Here is a 17,242-nt window from a genome sequence, read left to right as displayed (position 1 = left end):
GCACAACCATGAGCAAACATTACCTGGAACTGAGCGGTGTCGACATGCGCTTTCGCACCGACAAGGGCGAATTCGAGGCGCTGAAAAACGTCAACCTGCGCCTGAAAAAGGGCGAATTCGTGTCGCTCATCGGCCATTCCGGTTGCGGCAAGAGTACCGTGCTCAACCTGGTGGCCGGGCTGCATGAGCCCAGCAGCGGCGGCGTGATCCTGGATGGCCGGGAAGTGGACGGCCCCGGCCCGGAGCGGGCGGTGGTGTTTCAGAACCACGCCCTGCTGCCCTGGCTGACGGTGGAGCAAAACATCGCCCTGGCGGTGGACAACACCTTTCCCCACCAGGACAAGGCGGAGCGCCAGGAGCGGGTGCGGCACTTTCTGGAGCTGGTGCACATGGGGCACGCCGCCCACAAGCTGCCCGGCGAAATCTCCGGGGGCATGAAGCAGCGGGTCGGCATCGCCCGGGCGCTGTCGGTGGATCCCAAGGTGCTGTTGATGGACGAGCCCTTTGGCGCCCTCGATGCCCTCACTCGAGCCCACCTGCAGGACTCGCTGATGGAGATTCAGGCCGAGCTCGGTAATACCGTCATCATGATCACCCACGACGTGGACGAGGCGGTGCTGCTGTCGGATCGCATCGTGATGATGACCAATGGCCCGTCCGCCACCATCGGCGAGATCCTGCCCATCAGCCTGGCTCGCCCGCGCAACCGGGTGGCGCTCAGCGACGACGGCCATTATCACCAGTTGCGCCGACGTGTGCTGAGCTTCCTTTATGAAGGTCACAACAAGGTCAGCCCCCTGGATAAAAAGGCCAGGGTGGCCTGAGTCCGGCATCGTTACAGGGGCCCTCGGGCCCCGGGAGGAAACCATGACATCCCCTATTCATGTCACCCTGGTGGGCGCCGGCCCCGGCGATCCCGAGTTGCTGACCCTCAAGGCCCTGCGCGCCATCGAGCGGGCCGATGTGGTGGTCTACGACAGCCTGGTCAGCCCCGACATACTGGCGCTGATCCCGACCGGCGTGAAACGCATTGAAATGGGCAAACGCTGCGGCCGCGCCAGTGCCCGCCAGGAAGACATCTGCACCCTGCTGGTGCGCCTGGCTCGGGCCGGCAACCGGGTGGTGCGGCTCAAGGGCGGCGATCCCTTTATCTTCGGACGTGGCGGCGAAGAGGCGCTCGTCCTGCGCCGGCACCACATTCCCTTTAGCGTGGTGCCCGGTATTACCGCCGCCCTGGGCTGCGCCGCCTCGGCCCTGGTGCCCCTGACCCACAGGGGAGTGGCCCGGGCCGTCACCCTGGTGACCGGGCATCTGCAGCAGGGCGGTGAATTTAAAGGCTGGTCCGCCCTGGCCCAGGCCGGACAGACCCTGGTGTTTTACATGGGACTGGAGCAGGCCGCCGTCATTCAGCAGCAGCTGCTGGCCGCAGACTGCCCGGACTCGCTGCCGGTGGCACTGATTGAATCCGGCACCACCGCCGCCCAGCACATAACCACCACGGAGCTGGGCCGGCTTGCGGCCACCGCTGCCGGCCTCACCCCGAGCGGCCCGGTATTGATGATCATGGGCGAGGTCGTTCGGCTTCGCGCCGGACTCACCACCACCCTGGAGGCCCTCGCCGTCGCCTGACGGTTTCAAATGACCATAAAACCTGCCTCACGCTGGGGATGCGGCTGCTCATTAAACGGGCAAGAAGACACAACCGAAAATAAAAACATCTATATATCAGACAGTTAAATATTGGCATAAATATTGATGCTCCCTGTGCAGGCGCAAGCCGCACAAGGAAGGGGCCATACCAAGGCCACCACCCCATCAACCCGCAAGCAAGTCCTGGGTGGCTTAAGGATAGCAATGATGAAACAGACACTGATTGTCATCGGTAACGGCATGGTAGGGCATCACCTGCTGCAACAGCTGGTCGAGCAGAATGCCGGGGAACAGTACCAGATCACGGTATTCGGCGCCGAGCCACATCCCGCCTACGACAGGGTGCACCTGTCCGAGGTCTTTGGCGGCAAGGAGCCCGCTGAACTGCTGATGGCCGGTCCCGAGTGGTATGGCGACAACGGCATCGAACTACGCCTGAACGAGGCGGTCACCGCCATCGACCGGCATGCCCGCACCCTGACCACCACCACCGGTGCCGTGCTGGCCTACGACCGCCTGGTGCTGGCCACCGGATCCACCCCCTTTGTGCCCCCCATTCCCGGCCGGGAGCGGGAGCGCTGCTTTGTTTACCGCACCCTGGAGGATCTGGCCGCCATTCGGGACGCCTGCCAGGGGGCCCGTACCGGCGTGGTGATCGGCGGCGGCCTGCTCGGCCTGGAAGCCGCCAATGCCCTGCGCCTGCTCGGCCTGGAAACCCATGTGGTGGAATTCGCCCCCCGGTTGATGCCGGTGCAGCTGGACGAACGGGGCGGCGAACTGCTCAAGGAGAAAATCGAGCGGCTGGGGCTAACGGTGCATACCAGCAAGGCCACCCAGTGCATTATCGACGGTGAAGGCGCCAGCCACCGGCTCAAGTTCGACGATGGCGAGCAACTGGAAGCCGATGTGCTGGTGTTCAGCGCCGGCATTCGGCCCCAGGACAGCCTGGGTCGCGAGGCCGGCCTGGTGCTGGGCGAACGGGGCGGCATGTGCATCAACGACGGCTGCCAAACCTCGGATGCGAATATCTATGCCATCGGTGAATGTGCCCTGTGGCAGGGCAAGCTGTTTGGCCTGGTGGCCCCGGGCTACCAGATGGCCCGCACCGTGGCCGCCGGGTTGTTGGGCGGTGATGCCCGTTTTCAGGGCGCCGACATGAGCACCAAACTCAAGCTGTTGGGGGTGGACGTGGGCGCCATCGGTGATGCCCATGGCCAGACCCCGGGCAGCCAGGAGGTGCTGTTGCTGGACCGCAGCAAGGATCTGTATAAAAAGCTGGTACTGAACGAGGCCGGCGATCGCCTGCTGGGGGCCGTGCTGGTGGGCGATAACGGTGACTACGACAGCCTGCTGCAGACCTACCTCAACGACCTGCCGCTGCCGGCCCATCCCCTGGCCCTGCTGGTGCCGGAAGACGCCGCCGGTGGCGCTCCCAAGGCGGCCCTGCCGGCCAGCGCCACCGTCTGCTCCTGCCACAATGTGAGCAAGGGCGCCATTATGGCGGCGGTGCAGGACGGCGCCTGCGACCTGGCGGCGGTCAAGGCCTGTACCAAGGCCGGCACCGGCTGCGGCGGCTGTGCCGGGCTGCTCACCCAGGTGGTGAACCAGACTCTGGAAGAGCAGGGCATCAGCGCCGACAAGGGGCTGTGCGAGCACTTTGGCTACAGCCGCCAGGAACTGTTCCACCTGATCAAGGTCGGCAACATCAGGCAGTTCGACGAGCTGCTGCACCGGCATGGCAACGGCCTGGGCTGCGATATCTGCAAACCGGCGGCGGCCTCTATTTTTGCTTCCCTGTGGAACGAACACGTGCTGTCGCCCGAGCACCAGCCGCTGCAGGACACCAACGACACCTTTCTCGCCAATATGCAAAAGAACGGCACCTATTCGGTGGTGCCACGAGTACCGGGCGGCGAGATCACGCCGGATCAACTGATCGTGCTGGGCCGGGTGGCCAAACGCTACGACCTCTACACCAAGGTGACCGGCGGCCAGCGTATCGACCTGTTCGGCGCCCGCCTGGAACAACTGCCGCTGATCTGGCAGGAGCTTATCGACGCCGGCTTTGAAACCGGCCACGCCTATGGCAAGTCGCTGCGCACCGTCAAGTCCTGCGTCGGCTCCAGCTGGTGCCGCTATGGCGTGCAGGACTCCCTGGATCTGGCGGTGGCCCTGGAGCACAGATACAAGGGCCTCCGCTCGCCTCACAAACTGAAATTCGCGGTGTCCGGCTGCACTCGGGAATGCGCCGAGGCCCAGAGCAAGGACGTGGGCGTGATCGCCACCGACAAGGGCTGGAACCTCTATTTCGCCGGCAACGGCGGCATGCGCCCGCGCCACGCCGATCTGTTCGCCACCGATCTGGATACCGACACCCTGATCCGCTATATCGACCGGCTGCTGATGTTTTACGTGGCCACCGCCGACCGGCTGCAGCGCACCTCGGTATGGATGGAGAACCTGGAAGGCGGCCTGGACTACCTGCGCCAGGTCATTATCGACGACTCCCTGCGCCTCGCCGACGAGCTGGAGGGGCGCATGGCCCATGTGATCGCCAGCTATCGGTGTGAATGGAAAGCCACCCTGGAAGATCCGGAAAAACTCAAGCGGTTCAGAAGCTTCGTCAACACCGACGACACCGACCACAGCATTGTCTTTGAGCGCAGGCGCGGCCAGATCCGCCCGGCCGATTCCATTGATATCAAGGAGGTATCATGAGTCTTGTTCGTCTTTGCCACGTCGGCGACATTCCCGAGCACAGCGGCGTGGCCGCCCTGGTGGCGGGCCGGCAACTGGCCCTGTTCAACCTGCCCGGACTCGGCTTTTTCGCCCTCGACAACTGGGATCCCATCGGCCGTGCCCAGGTGCTGGCCCGGGGCATAGTGGGCGACTTCAAGGGCGAGCCCTGCGTGGCCTCGCCCCTGTACAAGCATCATTATTCGCTGAAAGACGGCCGCTGCCTGGAACAGGAGGGGGTCAGGGTGCGGGTATGGCCGCTGATCACCCAGCAGGATCAGCTGTGGCTGGAGGCAGCCAGCCTGAAGGAATAAACAACGGGGCCGACAGGCCCCGTTTTTGTGCCAACGCCCCTCAGCGGGTGCGAATGGCCTCGATAATGGCGGTGGTGGAGCAGCCGTCCTCGAAGTTGAGCACTTTCACCTCGCCGCCGTTGGCGGTGACCTCCTCAAAGCCGGCGATGTCTTCCGGCTTGTAGTCGCCGCCCTTGACCAGAATATCAGGCAGCACCCCGGCGATCAGCCGCTGGGGCGTGTCTTCGGCAAAGGGCACCACCCAGTCCACCGCCCCTAGCGCCGCCAGCACCGCCATGCGGCGATCCACGGTATTTACCGGCCGGCCTTCGCCTTTCAGCGCCCGCACCGACTCATCGGTGTTCACCGCCACGATCAGCCGGTCACCCAGCTTGCGGGCATTGTTGAGGTAAGACACATGGCCCGCGTGCAGAATGTCGAAACAGCCGTTGGTCATCACGATTTTCTCGCCCCGGCGACGGGCCGCTTCCACCACGAACTTCAATTGTTGCTCGCTCACCACGCCCATGCCCGACTCGGGACCACCGTAGAGCTCATTGGCCAGCTCGATGGCGGAGACGGTGGAGGTACCCAGCTTGCCGACGACGATGCCGGCGGCCACGTTGGCCAGGGCGCAGGCTTCTTCCATTACCAGGCCGGCGGCCAGGCTGGTGGCCAGGGTGGCGATGACGGTATCGCCGGCGCCGGTGACGTCATACACCTCGTGGGCCCGGGCCGGCAGGTGCAGCTCGTCTTCATCCTTACGGATCAGGGTCATGCCGTGCTCGGAACGGGTCACCAGCAACGCCTGCAGTTCAAAGCGCGCGATCAGCTCCCGGCCCCGGGCCACCAGCTCCTGCTCGTCTTTCACCTTGCCCACCACGGCCTCAAATTCGCTCATGTTGGGGGTCAGCAGGGTGGCGCCGCGGTATTTCTCGAATTCGGTGCCTTTTGGATCGACCAGTACCGGCACCCCGGCCCGATTGGCGGCCCGAATCAGTTCCTGCACTCGGGCCAGGGCGCCCTTGGCATAGTCGGACAGCACCACTACCCCGGCTTCACCCAAAGCGGCATCATGCTTATCACTCAGGGGCGCGGCATCTTCGGCGTTAAAACCGTCCTCAAAGTCGAGCCGCAGCAATTGCTGGTTGCGACTCATGACCCTGAGTTTGGTGATGGTGGGGTGGGTAGCGTGGCGCACGAAATCGCAATCCACGCCGACCGCCTGCATGCGTTCCTGCAGGGCATTGGCGGCCTCGTCGTTGCCGGTCAGGCCCAGCAGGCGGGCGCCGGCGCCCAGGGCGGCCACGTTCAGTGCCACGTTGGCGGCACCGCCCGGACGTTCCTCATTGTGTTCAACCTTGACCACAGGCACCGGGGCCTCGGGGGAGATGCGTCCGGTTGGGCCCGACCAGTAACGGTCCAGCATCACATCCCCGACCACCAGCACCCTGGCGCCATCAAATTCCGGCAGCTTGATCTTCATAGGTTCCGACTCTTTGACACATGGAAAGGCAGAATAATATCACAGCCTGAACGGCTTGAGTGCGCACGGGTGGTCATTGCCGCCGGAGTTATTTAGAATCCGGCCATTCACCTTAACTGGCGTTGTTCCATGCAAGACCACCGGCTTCCCCCTTTTCGCGCAGCCCTGCTGCACCCGCGCTTCTGGCCCGCCTGGCTGGGGCTGAGTGTGCTCTGGCTGCTGGTGACCCTGCTGCCCTGGCGCGCCCAGATGGCACTGGGTCGGGGGCTGGGGCGACTGTCGATGACGGTGCTCAAGTCCCGGGTGAAGGTGGCGCGGCGCAACCTGGAGCTGGCCTTGCCGGAACGTGAAAAAGCCGAGCGCGAGCGGTTGCTCAAGGCCAACTTTGAAAACGTGGGCTGCGCCATTTTTGAAACCGGCATGGCCTGGTTCTGGCCCCACTGGCGCATGCATGCCCTGACCACCATGGACGGCACCGAGCACGTGGATGCCGCGGTGGAAAAAGGCAAAGGCATGCTGTTGCTGTCGGCGCACTTTCTCACCCTGGAACTCAACGCCCGCCAGTTTGGCCTGTATCGCCCCGGCGTGGGCGTGTATCGCCCCAACACCCATGCGGTGCTGGAATACGCCCAGGTACACGGCCGCTGCCGGTCCAACAAGTATCTGGTAGACCGGCTCGACATCAAGGGCATGCTCAAGGCGCTGCGCGCCGGCGATGCGCTCTGGTATGCGCCGGACCACGACTATGGCCGCCATGCCAGCGTATTTGTGCCCTTTTTCGCGGTGGACAAGGCCGCCACCATCACCGGCACCGCCACCCTGGCGCGGGTGAAAAACACCGTTACCCTGCCCTGCTTTACCCTGCGAGAGAAACACGGTTACCGACTGGTGATTCAGGCGCCGCTGGATAACTTCCCGGTGGGCGACGACGAGACCGACGCCATTACCGGCAACCGGGTGATTGAAGCCGCCATTCGCCGCGCCCCGGAGCAGTACATGTGGCTGCACCGCCGGTTCAAGACGCGGCCCGAAAGAGGCATGCCGTCGCGGTATTGATGCCGCAAGGTGTTATCTGTGAGGGGGGGTGGAGCACTGCAGGCGGTGTTTTCCCTCCCCTTCACACCTCACTGCCTTTCAGCCATTTATTCCAGCTTGCCACCACCCACTCCCGCTCCTGGGTGAGCTCGGTATCGGCAACCCGACCGGGTTGATCCGACAGGCTGAGGCGGTGGCCCCGGTCACGAATGGCACAGTAGGCCCGGCGCAGGCGCAGGGACTCGTCTTCGTCAAGCAGCCCCACCTCCACCGCGGTTTCCAGAATGCGCATATTGTCGGACCAGCGAGTAAGCCCGGCATGCTGCTCACTGTAGGCCAGCACCAGATACTGGGTCAGAAACTCGATGTCGGCCAGGCCACCCACCGATTGCTTGAGGTGAAACTCTCCCGGGCCGGCCTTGATCAGGTGGGCGCGCATTTTTTCTCGCATGGCCACCACCTCGCCGGCCAGCTCGGCATGATGACGGGGTTTGGCCAGCATGCCGGCGCGAATGCGCGCGAACTCTTCGGCCAGGGCTGGCTCGCCCACTATCATGCGACTGCGCACCAGGGCCTGGTGTTCCCAGGTCCAGGCATCCTTCTCGAGGTAATGGCCGTAGGCGTCGAGGGGGGTCACCATCAGCCCGGCGTTGCCGCTGGGGCGCAGGCGCATGTCCAGCTCATAGAGCACACCACTGGCGGTGCGGGTGCTGAACAGGTGAATAATGCGCTGGGCCAGCCGCAGGTAGAACTGACGGCTGTCCAGGGGCTTGTCGCCGTTGGTCTGGCCGCCCATGCCGCTTTGATGCACAAATACCAGATCCAGATCCGAACTGTAGGCCAGCTCGATGCCACCCAGCTTGCCGTAGGCCACCACGCCAAAGCCCTTGTCACCACTGTCGGCCAGCTGGGCCGGCACGCCGTGGCGGGCGCTGATCTGAGTCCAGGCCTGATTAACCACCTCTTCCACGATGGCTTCCGCCAGCCAGGTGAGGTGATCGCTCACTTTCATCAATGGCAGTGCGCCGGCGATGTCGGCGGCGGCAATGCGCAGCAACTGAATCTGCTTGAACTGACGCAGGGCCTCCATCTGCTGCTCAACGTCCTCTTCAGGCACCCGCAACAGGAACTGGCGCAGCTCGTCCTTGTAAGCGTCCAGTGGAATGGGGTTGTACAACACCTGAGGCACCAGCAGCTCGTCCAGCAGAATGGGAAAACGCGCCAGCTGCTCGGCCACCAGTGAGCTGGCCTCGCACAGTCGAATCAGCTGGGTCAGGGCGCCGGCGTTTTCCACCAGCAGCTGCAGGTAAGCGGTACGGGTGGCAATTTGCAGCAGCAGCTTCTGCAATCGGGCAAACAAAATGCCGGGGGTATCGGACTGACTGACCCGCTCCAGCAGCACCGGCATCAGTTTTTCCAGCGCCTGCCGCCCCTGAGGGCCCATGGCCCGGCGCGGGCATTCGTCCTTGAAGGCATTCAGGGCGCCGGCCAGCCGTGCCGCCTTGTCGTCGGCCATGCCCTGCTCTGCCAGCAAGGCCGCCAGCTCACCCTCTTCTTCCCAATCGGTCTGCCAGATATCGGACCAGATCTGGGCCACACTCTCGTCTTCCGCCTCGGTGCTGTCGCCGATAAGCAGCTCAAACTGGCGGTGTACGCCGCTCATGGCGGCCTGCAGGGTGGCCAGAAAGGCGTGCCAGTCGTCATGGCCGGTAAGCCAGGCCAGCCGGGTCTGGTTGAGCTCGTCCTGGGGCAGCGTCTGGGTCTGCTGATCTGCAAAGGCTTGCAGGTAGTTCTCCACCTTGCGCAAAAAACGGTAACTGGCGTGCAGCTGCTCGGTCACCTCCGGTTCAAGCGCTCCCGAGTCGCAGGCCGCCGCCAGCGCCTCGGGCAGATGACGCACCTGCAGCGCCGGCTCCCGGCCGCCACGGATCAGCTGAAACACCTGGGCGATAAACTCCACCTCACGAATACCGCCGGCGCCCAGCTTGATGTTGTCTCTCAGGCCCTTGCGGCGCACCTCGGCGGCGATCATGGCCTTCATCTGACGCAGGGAGTCGATCACCCCGAAGTCGATATAGCGGCGAAACACAAAGGGCTTGAGCATGGCGCGCAACTCGGCGGTGTATTCGCCCTCGTCGTTGAGAATGCGCGCCTTGACCATGGCGTAGCGCTCCCAGGTGCGGCCATGATGCTGGTAATAGTCTTCCATGGCGGTAAAGCTCACCGCCAGCGGCCCCGACTCGCCAAAGGGCCGCAGGCGCATGTCCACCCGGTATACCTGGCCGTCTATGGTGGTCTGGTTAAGGGCATTGACCAGCTTCTGCCCCAGGCGAATAAAAAACTGCTGGTTGGCCAGCTCCCGCCGTCCGCCCCTGGTCACACCGTTGTGGGGAAAGGTGAAGATCAGATCGATATCGGAAGAAAAGTTGAGCTCGCCGCCGCCCAGCTTGCCCATCCCAAGGATCAGCAGGGGCACCGCATTGCCCTCGGCGTCGGTGGGCGTGCCCAGCTCGGCGCACTGGCGCCGGTACAGCCAGCGGTAACTTTCCACAATCAGGGCATCGGCCAGGGCCGAAATATGCACAAAACTTTCTTCCACCTCGGCCCCCAGCAGCATCTCCCGCCAGGCGATCAACAACAGCTCCCGCCGCCGAAACTGGCGCAACAGCCGCATCATGGTAGCCTCGTCACTCACCTCTCCCAGCATGGCAGCCAGCTCGGGCCGATAGCGACCGGCCCGGTCACCGTTGAACAGATCCCGCTCATCCTCCAGTTCCAGCGCCAGCTCGGGCTGACGGCACAGGCTGTCGGCGGCGAAGTCACTGCAGGCAAACAGCCGTTTCAGCCGCTCGATGCGCTCGACATCGAGCCGGGGCAAAACCTCGGCTGCGCGCTCTTCAAAATGGGACCAGTGCTTGTCGGCCTGAGCGGCGAGCAGGGCGGGCAATGCAGACATGGGCAATTCCTTCTGTATCGGCGATAGGGCTCAGACTACCACCCTTGCCGGCACGGCACAGCGGGCCGAGCGCAAATTATCACGCACCACGCCGCACTTGCGAAGGCAAGGCCGGCTGAATTAGTCTTTAGCCGACTTATTATGTCAGGATACTTCATGGAACTATCAGTTATCGGCCGTCACCTGGAGCAGCTGGGTGAGGCTTCGACCACCGGTTTTGCCTTTCAGTGCTACCCCATTCCCGGCGAAGTGGAAGTACTGCGGGTCACGGTGGAAGGGCGGGAAGAGCTGCCCCTGTTTATTTCCGTGTCTGACGATCAGATTTTGTGCATCAGCTACCTGTGGGACGAGAGTCAGGTCAATCCGGCACGGCGCCAGGCCATGCTGGAAGCCATGCTCGACATGAACATTCCCATGCCGCTGTCGGCCTTTGCCCGGCTCGACGACTGGTATGTGGTGTTTGGCGCCCTGTCGCTCAACTCGGCCCTGACCGACATCGAACACGAGCTGGCGGTGCTGAGCGACAACTGTCTGGAAGTGATCGAAGACATGGCGGAATTTTTGTTGTGAGGGCGCCACGATGAGCGTATTGGGTCAGGTACTGCGCAGCCTGCAGGATGCCAAGGACGGCGGCCTGGATTCGGAACGGGTATGTGTGCAGCTGGTGCAGGACTGCCGCCATGCGGAGCAGCACATGACGGGGCTGGCGCGCCAGTGCGAACAACTGAGGACGGTGCTGACCACCACCACCGACCGACGGCAGCGGCTGGGCGAGCGCCAGGCCGGGCTGGAGCAGGCCGTGCTGGCGGCGCTGGACGGCGATGACCAACAGGCCCACACCCTGGCCGAGACACTGGCGGAGCTGGAAAACGAGCAGGAAGGGCTGGCGGCGCAACAAGCCCATGACGAAAAGCGCCTGGCCCATTACCGCCGTCGCTGGCACGAGGCAGAACGCCACTATCACGATCTTTGCCGGCAGCTGGCCATGGCCAACACCACCCGCTGTGTGCGCCAGACCATGGCCGCCATTCGCGAGCATCCGGCGGTCACCCTGGTCAACGCCAAACAGGCCCTGGCCGATATTCGCGCCCGTGAGCGACAGCAACACACCGATGATGAACTCGCCCCCGCCGGCGGCGAGCCCCGCCGCCACAGTGCCGACGAGGTGCTGGCCCGGCTGCGGCAACAACGGAATACTCGCCCATGAATCAACGCAAGCTGCCCGATAAATGGCAGAGCTCGGTGCGCGCCGCCCGGGCGGTGCAGGTAGCCTTTGACATGGATGAACAACTGCAATACCGCATTCGCCGCGAGGCCCTGGACAACGGCCTCAGCCCCTCGGATCAGATCCGTCATATTCTGAGCCTGCCCACCTCGGCCAAGCCCAAGCGCCCCCGGCTGACGGTTTCCCTCAGCCCGGACGATTACGTACGTCTGGCCCAGCGTTACGGCCTGGAGCCGGAACAGCAACTGGAGATCAAGCACAGGGTGATGGACGAGCTGCTGGAATACAGCAAAACCAAGGCCCCTTCAAAGGGCTGAAGGCAGGAAGACAAATCCAGTTGCAAGTTGCCCGAGTGTATTCGGGCAACTTGCTTTCGGCCTGAAAAAATCAGCGCCAGTAGGGCGTCAACTCCAGGGCCTGGCGGCGGGACTGCTCCAGGGCTTCCAGCAAAAAGCCCTGCTTGCGATCCAGCCACTGTTCCAGTTCGTCGGCCTCCTCGGCCTCCAGCCGCTCCACCAGCTCCGGCAGGGGCGAAAGCATGTCCAGATCTTCAATGCCGCGCAATATATCGAGCCAGGGCATGCGAAAGCCCAGCCGCTCCGCCTCCGGGAACAACGGGCTGAAACACAAGCCCACCATGAGGTTGCGGCGCAGCTTGCCCTTTTGCTGAATATACTGCTCCACGCTCAACTCATCGGCCCCCAGCGCGCTGTGACGCAGGGTCTGCCAGCTGTCTTCCAGCAGTGGCGCGGCCAACTCATCCACCGGTGCCGACAACAGTGCCTGTTGCTCCCGGGTCAGCCCGGCACGCCAGTCCTGACGGTAAAGCCAGTGGGTCAGGCCCAGCACCAGGCGGCCATAACGGGGGCCGTGCAGCAGTTCGCGCAGCCGCTCCTCGGCCGGCAGCCCCTGCTGTTGCTCACCCAGCAGCCTGAGCAGGCTTTTGCGGCAGTCGAGCCGGCGCAGGTAGTGGCCCTTGTCGGTCGTCAGGTGGGCCAGCATTTGGGCCCGATCCAGCCAGGACAGCTGCTGTTGCAGCCACAGCAAATCGTCGACCCAGCCGCTGTTGACCCGGAGTGACACCCGCTCGCCAAACATCAGCAATATCTGGTGCACCAGGGCGGCACCTTCCCGCAACTGTACCAACCAGTCGATGCCGGGCCGGGCCAGCCAGCCTTCCTCGTGATGTTGCCAGTGCGTCAGGGCCTGATGCAGCAGGGTCACCATTACCTGCTCACAGGATTCATCCGGCTGCAATACCGGCGGCTCCAGCGCCTGCAGTTCGGGCATGGGGCTGAGCCCCGCCAGCCGGTAGCCACGCTGGGCCTTGGACACCGCCCCCAGGCGCAACCCGCCCCGCTGCACCAGGGCATCGGCCAGCTCAAACAGCACCGAGGCGTCCCCCCGCACCAGCTCCAGCTCCAGCTCGTAAATGGGCTCGCGCAGCTCTCCTGCCTGCACCTCACCCTCGTCCAGGGCCAGCTCGATTTCGGTACCATTCAGCTCTATTAGCCAGCGATGGCGCATAAAATCGGTGCAAAACAGCGGCTGCAGCCCCTGCTGCAGGGCGTGCGGGTCGGCGCCGTCGGGCCAGATACTGGCGGGAAACAGCGACAGATCCGGATTGTGCACATCCAGGGGCACATTGTATTCGGGTCTTTGATGCAGGCCGCCCACCTGGCTGCCGGCGAGCTTGACGGTCTGTTCCAGCTCGCCGTTGCGGCTGCGAATGCGCAGCCCGGCGCCGAGCCGGCGCAATCCGAGCTCGGCGGTGTCGAAATAGGTATTGGCGAGGTGCTGGCGGTCGTGTTCAAGAATTCGACAGGGCGGCAGCAGATCGGGCAGGGTGTCGCCGAGGGGGCCCGAGACAAGAAACTTGATCTCGATTTCTGTATCCATAAGGGTGTCCGGAAAAACCAACCTTCTGTTTTGAAAGTGAAAGCAAAAACCCCACCACAGTAGCATGACAGTTTTATGAAAAATGCTGTTTTCTTGCCTGGGGAGTTACGTTACCATTCGCGCCACATTGACGTATCGAGTGTTTTTTCACCGACACAGGGTTGGCTATGCCAGTTAATACTATTTTGGGACTCTTTGCCAAGTCTCCTATCAAGCCATTGCAGAAGCATGTGATGAAGGTCCATGAAGCTGCACAGCAGTTGGTTCCCTTCTTCGACGCCATGTGGGAGCAGGACTGGGAAAACGCCGAATTAATCCAGCGTCGCATCTCCCAGCTTGAACGGGAAGCCGATGCGCTGAAGCGGGAAATCCGCCTCAAACTCCCCCGCGGTCTCTTTATGCCGGTTGAACGTACCGACATGCTGGAACTGCTCACTCAGCAGGACAAAATCGCCAACAAGGCGAAGGACATCTCCGGCCGCATCGTGGGTCGCCAGATGGCCATTCCGGTCGAACTCAAGTCCGCCTTTATGGATTACCTCAACCGTTGCATTGATGCCACCGCCCAGGCGGCCAAGGCCATCGACGAGCTCGACGAACTGCTGGAAACCGGTTTCAAGGGCCGGGAAATGGATCTGGTGACCGACATGATCCATCAACTCGACCTCATCGAGGACGATACCGACGTCATGCAGGCCAAGCTGCGCAAACAGTTGCAGGCCATTGAAGACAGCTACAATCCCATCGACATCATGTTTCTCTACAAGATCCTTGAGTGGGTCGGCGATCTGGCAGACCAGGCCGAGCGGGTTGGTTCCCGCCTGGAACTGATGCTGTCTCGTTCCTGAGTGAAACAACCAAGGTAAATAAATGGATATCATTGCTAACTACGGCACCACGCTTATTCTGGTGGCGGCCGTCTTCGGCTTTTTCATGGCCTGGGGCATTGGCGCCAACGATGTGGCCAACGCCATGGGCACCTCAGTCGGTACCCGCTCACTGACCATCAAGCAGGCGATCATTATCGCCATGATCTTCGAATTTGCCGGTGCCTATCTGGCCGGCGGCGAGGTCACTTCCACCATTCGCAAGGGCATCATTGATGTCGGGGCCTTTGACGGCCATCCGGATCTGCTGGTGTTCGGCATGATTGCCTCGCTGCTGGCTGCCGGTGCCTGGCTGCTGCTGGCCTCCTGCTTCGGCTGGCCGGTGTCCACTACCCACTCCATTATCGGTGCCATTATCGGTTTTGCCCTGGTTTCTCTGGGCTCGGAAGCGATTCAGTGGACCATGGTGCTGGGTATCGTCGGCTCCTGGATCATTACTCCCGCGCTGTCGGGTCTGCTGGCCTACTTTACCTTTGTCAGCGTGCAGCGACTGATTTTCAACGCCGACAACCCCCTGGCGGCGGCCAAGAAGTACGTGCCGGCCTATATCTTCCTGACCGCCATGGTGATCTGCCTGGTGACCCTGAAGAAAGGCCTCAAGCACGTGGGCCTGGAACTGACCGATGTGCAGAGCTGGGGCCTGTCGGTACTGGCTTCCCTGGCCCTGGCGGTTCTGAGCGCCGTCTATATCAAGCGCCAGCGCTACAATCCCAACGATGACAAGGACATGCATTTCTCCAACGTGGAGAAGGTATTTGGCATTCTGATGGTGATTACCGCCTGTGCCATGGCCTTTGCCCATGGCTCCAACGACGTGGCCAATGCCATCGGTCCGCTGTCGGCCGTGGTCAGCACGGTGGAAAATGCCGGGCAGATTGCCGGCAAGGCGTCCATTGCCTGGTGGATACTGCCCCTGGGCGGCATCGGTATCGTCATTGGTCTGGCATCCCTTGGCCACAAGGTCATGGCCACCGTGGGCACCGGCATTACCCACCTTACTCCCAGCCGGGGCTTTGCGGCCCAGCTGGCTACCGCTGCGACAGTGGTGATCGCATCGGGTACCGGTCTGCCCATTTCCACCACCCAGACCTTGGTGGGGGCGGTGATCGGTGTCGGCATGGCCCGGGGCATCGCTGCCCTGAACCTCAATGTGGTGCGTAATATCGCAGTTTCCTGGGTAGTAACCCTGCCCGCCGGCGCCATACTGGCCATCGTATTCTTCTATGCCATTCAGTGGATGTTTACCTGATACCACTCGACAACAAGGGGGCTTCGGCCCCCTTGTTCTTGTTATGCCCTCTCGCCGCCATTACCATGGCCCCATCATCAACACCCAAGGATCTTCAGGTGAACGCAAAACTTCTGCTGCCGCTGCTGTGCGGCCTGCTGTGGGTGAGCCAGGCCAGCGCCGCCACCCGTTACATTTCCGATGACGTTTATGCCTTTATTCATGCCGGCCCGAGCAACCAGTACCGCATTATCGGTACCGTTAATGCCGGCGAGCCGGTGGACTACCTCAAACGCGACGCCGACACCGACTATGTGCAAATTAGGGATGCCGACGACCGTACCGGCTGGGTAGACGGCCGCTTTCTGCAGACCGAGGAAAGTTTTCGTTCCCGCCTGCCGACGCTGGAAAACGAGCTTAGCGACGCCCGAGACAAGCTGGCCAACACCGACGAGCGCCATGCCCAGGACGTGGCCGACAAGGTCAACCTGATCGAGCGCCAGCGGCAGGAACTGACCACGCTCAAGGCCCGGCTGAGCGAGCTGAGTGCCAGCCACGAGCAGCTGTCCAGCGAGAACCAGCGGCTCTCCAGCCTGATGGATGACAAGGAGCACCGCATGCGCCTGGACTGGCTGGTGCACGGCGGCCTGGTGGCCGGTGTGGGCGCCCTGGTAGGCTTTGTGCTGCCGATGGTGCCCCTGCGTCGGCGCAAGCGCCAGGACAGATGGATGAACTGATTTTTCGAGTATTCGGGACCCGGAATATGGAACGGGTTCCGGGCATAAAAAAGCCGCCGGCATTGCCGGCGGCTTTTTTTGTCTGCGGCGCTTATTCCTCACTCAGCGCAAAGTGCCGGTTGGGCTTGCGGTAGACCACACCATCCTGCTGCAGCCAGTGAAAAATGTCTTCCACCTCTTCCCGGGACTTGTTCAGCAGTGCCGACACCGCGCCCTTGGCGCAGCGCAGCTCGCCGGCCTTCAGCCGCGCCACCAGCTCGTGGTAGTAATCCGGGCGTTGCATGGGTGTAACAGCGCCGGAAGGCTCATTCACCGGCTCGGTCACGGGCTGAACCGGGGCCGGCAGGGCGCCGTGCTGGCGATGATGACGGCGAAAACGAATCTCCTCGCCCAGCAGTGAAATAAAGAAGGCAGCAAAGAAGTCGAGCAGCATCGACAGCGCCGCCACTATACCGAACTGTACTCGGGACAACGGCCAGCCCAGGCCTTCGGCCAGACTGCTCATCAACCCCATCAGCGAGCTCTGGCTTTCCACCGCCACACGATCCCGCTCCCGACGCAGCTCATCCTGCTGGGCCATCAGCGCCTGATTGCGCTGCAGCATGCGGGTCATGCCGGTGGCAATACGCTCCATCTCGATATAGGCCTGGGCCGCCTGCTCGTTGATTTCAATTTCCCGCCCCAGGGCGGCAATCTTGTCGTCATAGCTCTGCACCAGCGCCGCTTTGGCTTCGTCCCCCTGCAGCAGGGTATTGGTGGCGGCGTTGATGCCGCCCACGCTGCCGGCGATCGACAGCGCGGCCAGAATGCCGTAGAAACAGAACGCCTTGCCCGCCCCCCATCGATCCCGGCGATTGAGCCGCTCGCCCATTTCATACCAGATGTAGAACTTGCCCACCTCAAACACCAGCGCCAGGCCACCGAACATCGCCTTCATCAGCGGCCCCTGCTCCAGGGACAAAAACAGCAACAGGGAAAACACCATGGAGGCGGCGATGGAGGCGCCGGTAATGAGATAAATCACGAACAGGGCAAAGGGCCCCTTGGGAAGACGTTGATAATGCACGGACTGAATACCACAAACAAAACGAGCGGGCATTATAGGATGCG

15 protein-coding genes are annotated in these 17,242 nt (G+C 62.7%); 11 read left to right on the top strand and 4 right to left on the bottom strand.

The window, feature by feature from the left end; all coding sequences use genetic code 11:
• Positions 1 to 8: 8 nt before the first annotated feature.
• From OJHNALOF_RS03865 to nirD, 4 genes are all read left to right on the top strand, one after another.
• Entirely contained in the window at positions 9 to 824 is an 816-nt protein-coding gene (locus OJHNALOF_RS03865; protein ID WP_165661214.1) for an ABC transporter ATP-binding protein, read from the top strand.
• Between the two features lie 43 nt (positions 825 to 867).
• A complete protein-coding gene (cobA, locus tag OJHNALOF_RS03860; RefSeq protein WP_165661213.1) occupies positions 868 to 1,629 on the top strand; it encodes a uroporphyrinogen-III C-methyltransferase in 762 nt (253 codons plus the stop codon).
• Positions 1,630 to 1,854: 225 nt separating this feature from the next.
• A complete protein-coding gene (gene nirB / locus OJHNALOF_RS03855; RefSeq protein ID WP_165661212.1) occupies positions 1,855 to 4,368 on the top strand; it encodes a nitrite reductase large subunit NirB in 2,514 nt (837 codons plus the stop codon).
• On the top strand, positions 4,365 to 4,700 hold the full coding sequence (nirD, locus tag OJHNALOF_RS03850; protein ID WP_165661211.1) for a nitrite reductase small subunit NirD: 336 nt from the start codon (positions 4,365 to 4,367) through the stop codon (positions 4,698 to 4,700). The genes nirB and nirD overlap by 4 nt, the downstream gene beginning before the upstream one ends.
• 40 nt (positions 4,701 to 4,740) lie before the next feature.
• On the opposite strand, the gene hldE is transcribed toward nirD, so the two are convergent.
• Positions 4,741 to 6,165: a bifunctional D-glycero-beta-D-manno-heptose-7-phosphate kinase/D-glycero-beta-D-manno-heptose 1-phosphate adenylyltransferase HldE gene (gene hldE, locus OJHNALOF_RS03845; protein ID WP_094200418.1), complete on the bottom strand. Its 1,425-nt coding sequence runs from the start codon at positions 6,163 to 6,165 to the stop codon at positions 4,741 to 4,743.
• 129 nt (positions 6,166 to 6,294) lie between these two features.
• On the opposite strand from hldE, the gene lpxL reads away from it, so the two are divergent.
• Entirely contained in the window at positions 6,295 to 7,221 is a 927-nt protein-coding gene (gene lpxL, locus OJHNALOF_RS03840; protein ID WP_165661210.1) for an LpxL/LpxP family Kdo(2)-lipid IV(A) lauroyl/palmitoleoyl acyltransferase, read from the top strand.
• Positions 7,222 to 7,282: 61 nt separating this feature from the next.
• Here the strand turns inward: lpxL and glnE are convergent, their stop codons facing one another.
• On the bottom strand, positions 7,283 to 10,156 hold the full coding sequence (glnE, locus tag OJHNALOF_RS03835) for a bifunctional [glutamate--ammonia ligase]-adenylyl-L-tyrosine phosphorylase/[glutamate--ammonia-ligase] adenylyltransferase (protein ID WP_165661209.1): 2,874 nt from the start codon (positions 10,154 to 10,156) through the stop codon (positions 7,283 to 7,285).
• Positions 10,157 to 10,312: 156 nt separating this feature from the next.
• Between glnE and OJHNALOF_RS03830 the strand changes: the two genes are divergently transcribed.
• From OJHNALOF_RS03830 to OJHNALOF_RS03820, 3 genes are read left to right on the top strand one after another with little or no spacing between them, the layout of a single operon-like run.
• Positions 10,313 to 10,726, top strand: a complete 414-nt coding sequence (locus OJHNALOF_RS03830; protein WP_094200421.1) for a YjfI family protein — start codon at positions 10,313 to 10,315, stop codon at positions 10,724 to 10,726.
• Between the two features lie 10 nt (positions 10,727 to 10,736).
• On the top strand, positions 10,737 to 11,363 hold the full coding sequence (locus OJHNALOF_RS03825; RefSeq protein WP_165661208.1) for a hypothetical protein: 627 nt from the start codon (positions 10,737 to 10,739) through the stop codon (positions 11,361 to 11,363).
• Positions 11,360 to 11,698, top strand: coding sequence for a hypothetical protein (locus OJHNALOF_RS03820; RefSeq protein ID WP_094200422.1), 339 nt, complete (start codon positions 11,360 to 11,362; stop codon positions 11,696 to 11,698). The genes OJHNALOF_RS03825 and OJHNALOF_RS03820 overlap by 4 nt, the downstream gene beginning before the upstream one ends.
• 70 nt (positions 11,699 to 11,768) lie before the next feature.
• Here the strand turns inward: OJHNALOF_RS03820 and OJHNALOF_RS03815 are convergent, their stop codons facing one another.
• Complete coding sequence (locus tag OJHNALOF_RS03815; protein WP_165661207.1) at positions 11,769 to 13,280, bottom strand: CYTH domain-containing protein; 1,512 nt, start codon at positions 13,278 to 13,280, stop codon at positions 11,769 to 11,771.
• A 167-nt stretch (positions 13,281 to 13,447) separates the two neighbouring features.
• Between OJHNALOF_RS03815 and OJHNALOF_RS03810 the strand changes: the two genes are divergently transcribed.
• The 3 genes from OJHNALOF_RS03810 (at position 13,448) to OJHNALOF_RS03800 (ending at position 16,132) form a co-directional block, all read left to right on the top strand.
• Positions 13,448 to 14,128: a TIGR00153 family protein gene (locus tag OJHNALOF_RS03810; RefSeq protein ID WP_094200424.1), complete on the top strand. Its 681-nt coding sequence runs from the start codon at positions 13,448 to 13,450 to the stop codon at positions 14,126 to 14,128.
• A 22-nt stretch (positions 14,129 to 14,150) separates the two neighbouring features.
• Positions 14,151 to 15,416 carry an inorganic phosphate transporter gene (locus tag OJHNALOF_RS03805; protein WP_094200425.1) on the top strand — a complete coding sequence of 422 codons (1,266 nt, stop codon included), beginning with the start codon at positions 14,151 to 14,153 and terminating at the stop codon, positions 15,414 to 15,416.
• Between the two features lie 98 nt (positions 15,417 to 15,514).
• Positions 15,515 to 16,132 (top strand): TIGR04211 family SH3 domain-containing protein, encoded by a 618-nt coding sequence (locus OJHNALOF_RS03800; protein WP_094200426.1) that lies wholly within the window; start codon positions 15,515 to 15,517, stop codon positions 16,130 to 16,132.
• Positions 16,133 to 16,223: 91 nt separating this feature from the next.
• Here the strand turns inward: OJHNALOF_RS03800 and OJHNALOF_RS03795 are convergent, their stop codons facing one another.
• Positions 16,224 to 17,198: a hypothetical protein gene (locus tag OJHNALOF_RS03795; protein WP_094200602.1), complete on the bottom strand. Its 975-nt coding sequence runs from the start codon at positions 17,196 to 17,198 to the stop codon at positions 16,224 to 16,226.
• Positions 17,199 to 17,242: the final 44 nt, after the last annotated feature.

The sequence above is a fragment of the Oceanimonas sp. MB9 genome, from assembly GCF_011319775.1.
Classification (GTDB): Bacteria; Pseudomonadota; Gammaproteobacteria; order Enterobacterales; family Aeromonadaceae; genus Oceanimonas; species Oceanimonas doudoroffii.
Note: the sequence above shows the minus strand (reverse complement) of the source record. Positions and strands in the feature narration are given on the sequence as shown.